At 42.3% G+C, this 5,820-nt stretch carries 3 protein-coding genes and 1 pseudogene; all 4 read right to left on the bottom strand.

Annotation, left to right across the window (positions count from 1 at the left end; genetic code table 11):
* Positions 1-202: 202 nt before the first annotated feature.
* Positions 203-607, bottom strand: a complete 405-nt coding sequence (locus ACFOU2_RS08960; RefSeq protein ID WP_377914311.1) for a DUF1259 domain-containing protein — start codon at positions 605-607, stop codon at positions 203-205.
* Positions 608-945: 338 nt separating this feature from the next.
* The gene (locus ACFOU2_RS08955; RefSeq protein ID WP_377914309.1) at positions 946-2,433 is read right to left on the bottom strand and encodes a DHA2 family efflux MFS transporter permease subunit; all 1,488 of its coding nucleotides are present in this window, start codon (positions 2,431-2,433) and stop codon (positions 946-948) included.
* Positions 2,434-2,579: 146 nt separating this feature from the next.
* Positions 2,580-4,904, bottom strand: coding sequence for an RNA polymerase recycling motor HelD (gene helD, locus ACFOU2_RS08950; protein WP_377914307.1), 2,325 nt, complete (start codon positions 4,902-4,904; stop codon positions 2,580-2,582).
* A 373-nt stretch (positions 4,905-5,277) separates the two neighbouring features.
* A pseudogene (locus tag ACFOU2_RS08945) lies at positions 5,278-5,820 on the bottom strand (transposase); the annotation flags it as partial.

Below are 5,820 nucleotides of genomic sequence, written 5' to 3'. Positions count from 1 at the left end.
ATTGGAGAATCCACGGATGTTTGGGTATCACCGCTATCGTTTTCATGTCCAAACCATGCTTCTTATGCATAATATTGGATGTTTATTATAGTTTTGCGACCCGCTCTAACCTAATATCCTAACAGGTTATTGTTTCACTTTACTGCCCTTTTCGCGCCTTAGGACATAAAATCATCCTATATCTATTAAGCTTGAACACTTCCTATGCCACTGGATAACTCCGTAAATAGGAAAATGATCTGGCTATCTTTCTTGCAAAACTTAATGGGGGCTCTATTGATTGGATATGAATATACATGATTTGAGGGTCCATAAACAGCCAGTGATTATGCAGGGCGCTCACTATCAATCCCTGTTGGACAATTGAAGACATAAAGTTGGGGATCTCTTCTTGTAAAAGTGCGATTTCAGCAAGGTTTAATGCATTGCCGCTATGGTCCAAGGATTCAAATAATACACCTACCGGCAAAACATTTATACTCTGCCGTCCTTGAACAAACACTGTAAAATTTCGGTGTAAAGAAACAGAACAACTGCCCTGATTTATAGTACTTTTCCCTTTAAGGATTGTAGCAAATTGTGCACAAATCACCTCAAAGTTACTCATCTGGCACACCCTCCCTTACCATAAGAAATATGTAAGCCGGCAATTCTTTATGTTCAAAAATTCTGTTATCACGCTCTCTTGAATCGCTTCTTGCTAACCTTCTACTTCAATTAAATGGCCCTTAACATAAAGAAAGAGCACAATTCTTTTGCTGCAGAATTGCGCCCTTTTCTGGAATACCTGACGCAACCCACTACTTGTGAATTGCTCCCAATGTCCATAATCAAGGCCGCTAAAACAACTTTTGATTGCTCAAAGGATAATTATCCTTTGTAGCTAATTTTCCAATGAAGTTAATAACTGTCTTCAGCCTACCCTGACAATGAGTTAACTCTTTGTCAGTTCGTAGCACCCTGCTTTATTTTCAATTTCTTTTCTTGTGGAACGGACCGTTTTATAAATAATGAAACTATCCATGCGATGGCTACTAGTCCGAATGCAAGTAAGAACGCGCTTTTCATTCCAGCAATCATCGCTAGGATTTGTAATGTAGACTCATCTTCCTTAATCACCGTTTTTTCCATAAAACGAGTAGAACTATTGGTCATGATTGATACAAGTAATGCTGTCCCGACAGCGCCAGCCACCTGCTGGAGAGTACTGATAATAGCCGTACCGTGTGGATATAATGGAGGTGGCAATTCGTTCAAAGCGTTGGTCATGATCGGCATCATGACCATTGAAATCCCCAACATTAATAGCGTATTGAAAATCATAATCGTGCTGTAGGGTGTTGACAATGTGATAAAGGCAAATTGCCACAGCGTATTTGCTATCAACCCCAATCCGATAAGCGCAAGCCACTTGGCACCAAATTTATCAAATAATCGGCCTGTAATTGGTGACATTATCCCCATGACAATACCGCCTGGCAACATGATCAAACCTGCCTCCAACGGACTGTAACCTAACGCATTCTGGAGAAAAATCGGCAACAACATCATCGCTGAAAACATCGCCATCATGACAATCATCATAATCAGCGTCGACATCCTAAAAATGTTGTATTTAAATGTTCTTAAATCTAGCAACGGTTGTGAAATCGTCAATTGCCTCCAAGTAAACAGGACTAAAGAAACAACGCCGATTGCAATTGGAACTAGGACTTCATTGCTCGACCAACCCCCATGTCCTTCACCAGAACTGCTGAATCCATACACAATCCCCCCAAAGCCTAAGGTTGAAAGTAGAAGCGATATCGGATCAATCTTCGGTTTAGTCGTCTCCGTCACGTTTTTGAGCATCACATATGCAAATATAATAACAAACAGTGCGATCGGCAGAACGCCGTAAAAGAGAACCCTCCAACTGAAATGCTCTACAATGATCCCTGATAGAGTGGGTCCAATCGCTGGAGCAAAAGTAATGACAATTCCAATTGTCCCCATTGCCGAACCCCTTTTTTCAATAGGAACGATGGAGAATACCACATTGGTTAGTAAAGGAAAGAGCAGCCCGGTACCCGCCGCTTGAAGCAGCCTTCCGATCAAAAGCACTTCGATCCCTGGTGCGATAGCCGCTACAAATGTCCCCACCGTAAACAAGCCCATAGCTCCAAGGAACAAGCTTCTTGTCGTGAACCGCTGAATTAAATAAGCGGTGACTGGTATAAGCACACCAATAACTAGTAGATATCCAGTTGTCAACCATTGCGCGGTACTCGGCGCGATTCTGAAGTCATTCATAATTTTCGGCAATGCTACGTTAAGTAGCGTTTCATTCAAAATGGCTACAAACACACCTAGAATCATAATCATGACCAACAAAAAGTTGTCTCTGCTCCCAAATGTCCCTCGGTTTTGAGTCGTTTCATTTTGATTTTTCAAATTCTTTCTCCTTTCGATTTGCAAAATACCTAATTAAAATATGGTTACATCAACGTTAGGAAAGTATCAACGATATAATCGTCAGTTCAGAACAATTGGCGTGGCTGTGCATTTCTTTCTCTTCCGTGTTAAGTCAAGCTCAAAAGTCAACTCTCCGGCGGAACATTGCACAAAAAAGGGCTCGGTTCGCCTACACTGTATAGTTGCAAGTGATGCATAGCCCGGGTGCAGGCAGTGTAAAACAATCTACGCAGGCTCTCATCTCCGTATACTTCCGCTGATGCGTCATAAATAATAACCGCGTCGAATTCGATACCTTTGGCCAAATACGCCGGTATGACGACAACGCCTTGCTCGTATTCAATCGATCCGCTCTTCACGAGCTTAATTTCTTCGATGCCGCTCAAGGAATCGTATGCAGCGGTGCTTTCCACTGTAGATTTGCATATAACCGCTATTGTGCTATACTGCCGTTTCCGTAAGTCTGCAACTTTGGAAGCTATGGAACGATGCAATTCAGCTCGATTGGACAGTTGCGTCAATATAGGCCTCTCGCCATCGCGTTCAAAAGCGGTAATCCGTTCGCCGTTAGGTACGAGTCCGCGTGTAAATTCGACGATTGGTCTTGTGGATCTGTAGCTGCGGGTCAAGTTGATCGCAACCGTTTCATCCGGACCGTATAAGCCAGTAAGCGTGTGGAAATCGACCATTTCGCTGGCATGGGCGAATATAGCTTGGTTAAAGTCACCGAGCACGGTCATTCTTGCCGAAGGAAACAAACGTTTCAAAAACTCGAATTGAAACGGAGAATAATCTTGCGCCTCGTCTACAAGTACATGTTTGATCGAGCTGTTCGTCTGAAAGCCTTGAATCAGCTCTTTCATTAGTAAAAACGGAGTAGCATCTTCGTAAAATAGTTTACCTTCGTCCAGCATTTTCACAGTCGATAGGCAAATATCCGGCCACTCCTCGGGTGCTTCTCGGTCCATCCACTGTTTGATCTGGATGGGATCGGTAAAAAACTGCTTGTATATTCCCTTAATGTTGACGAAACGAAACGCCTTGATCCGTTTTCGCAACGACTTTAACTTCTGGCGAACAATCAAGCGGGCTAACGCTTCAGGCTCGATTTCATAATCATGAATCGACTCTCCTTTAAAGCCGCGTTTTTCCGCTAAGTAGGTATATGCCTTATGGTAATCCTCATTGCTAAGCAGTTCGATTTCCTCCTGTACCCATGGCTTAGTCCGTTCGAGCTTCTCGGCTTCATCTATTTGCTTAATTAGCCAATCCTTCAATTTTTCAAGTCTGCTATGAAAGCGAAGCGAGGTGTCGCTGCTATAAAACTTTTCCGCGATTTGTTTAGCAGTAACAATTGTCTTTCCTCTGAAGATAATCCCTTTGAATACCATTCCGGATAATTCCAGCGACTCCCTGTATGATTTGATCGCCTCAAAAAAACGGGTGGTAGCCTTGAATCGGATGCTCGCAATCCTTGTTCCGTATAATGGGTTATCCACTGCAGTCAAAACATATTCCAATTGATCGTAAGGATTCTCAACTTGAAACTCACTTTTCAGCCGATGATCCAAGTATTCCTGGAATGTGACCTGCTGCATATTCTCTTCGCCGAGTTCTGGCAACACATTGGAAACGTAACTATTAAACATCGAATTAGGCGAAAAAAGAATGATTTGATCGGCATTCAGCATATCTCGATATTTATAGAGTAAATAAGCAATCCTCTGCAGGGCAGCCGATGTCTTACCGCTGCCAGCAGCGCCGTGTACAATGAGCATCCGCCCGCGATCGTGCCGGATGATCCTGTTTTGCTCCTGTTGAATGGTGGCTACTATATTGTGCATATGTTTGTCTGTACCTTTACCAAGCACCTGCTGTAAAATCTCGTCACCAATAGTGGGACTGGTATCGAACATAGATTGGATAATGCCGCCGCGGATGAGATATTGCCACTTTTTCTCCAGTATGCCATGGATGACACCTCCAGGTGTAGCATACTTGGCGGGACCAGGCTCGTAGTCGTAGTAGACATTCGAGACCGGAGCCCTCCAGTCGTAAATAAGGAAATTTTCTCCGCTTGTATCCGTGAGCGTAGAGATGCCGATATAGATTCGTTCCGCAGTTGAAGTTCCTTCTTCAATGAAATCGATTCGACCAAAATAGGGCACCTCTTGCATACGCCGCAGCGAAGATAATCTCTTAGATGCATGTTTATGGGTGCTTTGGCTTACGGACAGAGCTTGAGCCTCTTGTCTCAAGCCGATGATCGTCTCAAGATAATCGTCGAAGGTATCAATATTAACCTTTACTTCATCCCAAAAGTGTTTGCGGATATTCACAATTTCCATCCGACGCCTGGAAGTTTCGCCCTCCAATCTATTGATTTGCTCTGTAATTGTCTCCATTACGCTGTTCACTCGTTCTTGCTCCTGGCGAAGTTCCATGTTCATATCAAACACTCCTTTAAAAAAAATAAAAATAGGGGTTGACTGAAAAGGATTTTATGATGTATAATTAAGATGGGGGTAATTTATACAAAAAATAAATTTGCGGTGTATCTATATAAATTTACCACAGTTTCTCATTTTTATCAATGTATTTACACAACCATCGCTATGATGGATCATAATTGTTGCAAATTTAAAGGAAGAAAAACCCTATTTTATAAAACAAATGACTCACAAAAAATGATATCTAAATATACGATCATTTAGTGGTAGCGTCAGGAACCGCATATTTACAACGTTAAGGAAATTCCAATATTAAAAAGCCCAATTTCTTAGCATTAATCTTAAGAAATTGGGCTTTTTCCGTTACTCCATATTTGTACATCTCAGACATTTCTTCGGCACTCAAATCAAAGCGATTCGTGATTAAATGGAGTTCATTTCCTTTTGAATCCATGACTTTTAGTAGACGGAAATAGTTTTCTGCTCGATTTTGCGTCGTGCCAATCAACACCATTTGATCTGATAAAACGGTCGTATCGTCTGGCAGTTTGAAGTCGTAAACTTCCCGTATGACGGCGTTTTTCCGCAGCCTTGAAAGAAAAAATGTCATGCGGTCAAATCGCTCGTAATCGAGGTAGCCACGGTCAAACACGTACATGCATTCTTGGTCATCGATCATGACTTCAAGTTGACCACGATCATGTTCTTTCGCTGTTGTCAGCACGGCTTTTTCAGGATACGATGTCCCTTTTTCCATAAAAACGAGGCGTAGATGTAACTTGACGCCTGCCTTTGTTTTACGGAATTTCGCCCATTGATGATTCGTCAAATTGAGTGGTAAGGTGCTTGAGTCAAGGATTTTTAACGGCATCACGAGTTTTGTGTCGTGTGTTTTGGCATGAATTTGTGTCACTAA

Origin of the sequence: Bacillus songklensis (assembly GCF_042649685.1) — a bacterium.
Taxonomy (GTDB): Bacteria; Bacillota; Bacilli; order Bacillales; family Bacillaceae_H; genus Bacillus_BA; species Bacillus_BA songklensis.
This window is presented reverse-complemented; position numbering and strand designations above follow the sequence as displayed.

Coding starts and splice junctions, on each gene's coding strand:
- helD (WP_377914307.1), bottom strand. CDS start 4,904: ATGAACATGGAACTTCGCCAGGAGCAAGAACGAGTGAACAGCGTAATG.
- ACFOU2_RS08960 (WP_377914311.1), bottom strand. CDS start 607: ATGAGTAACTTTGAGGTGATTTGTGCACAATTTGCTACAATCCTTAAA.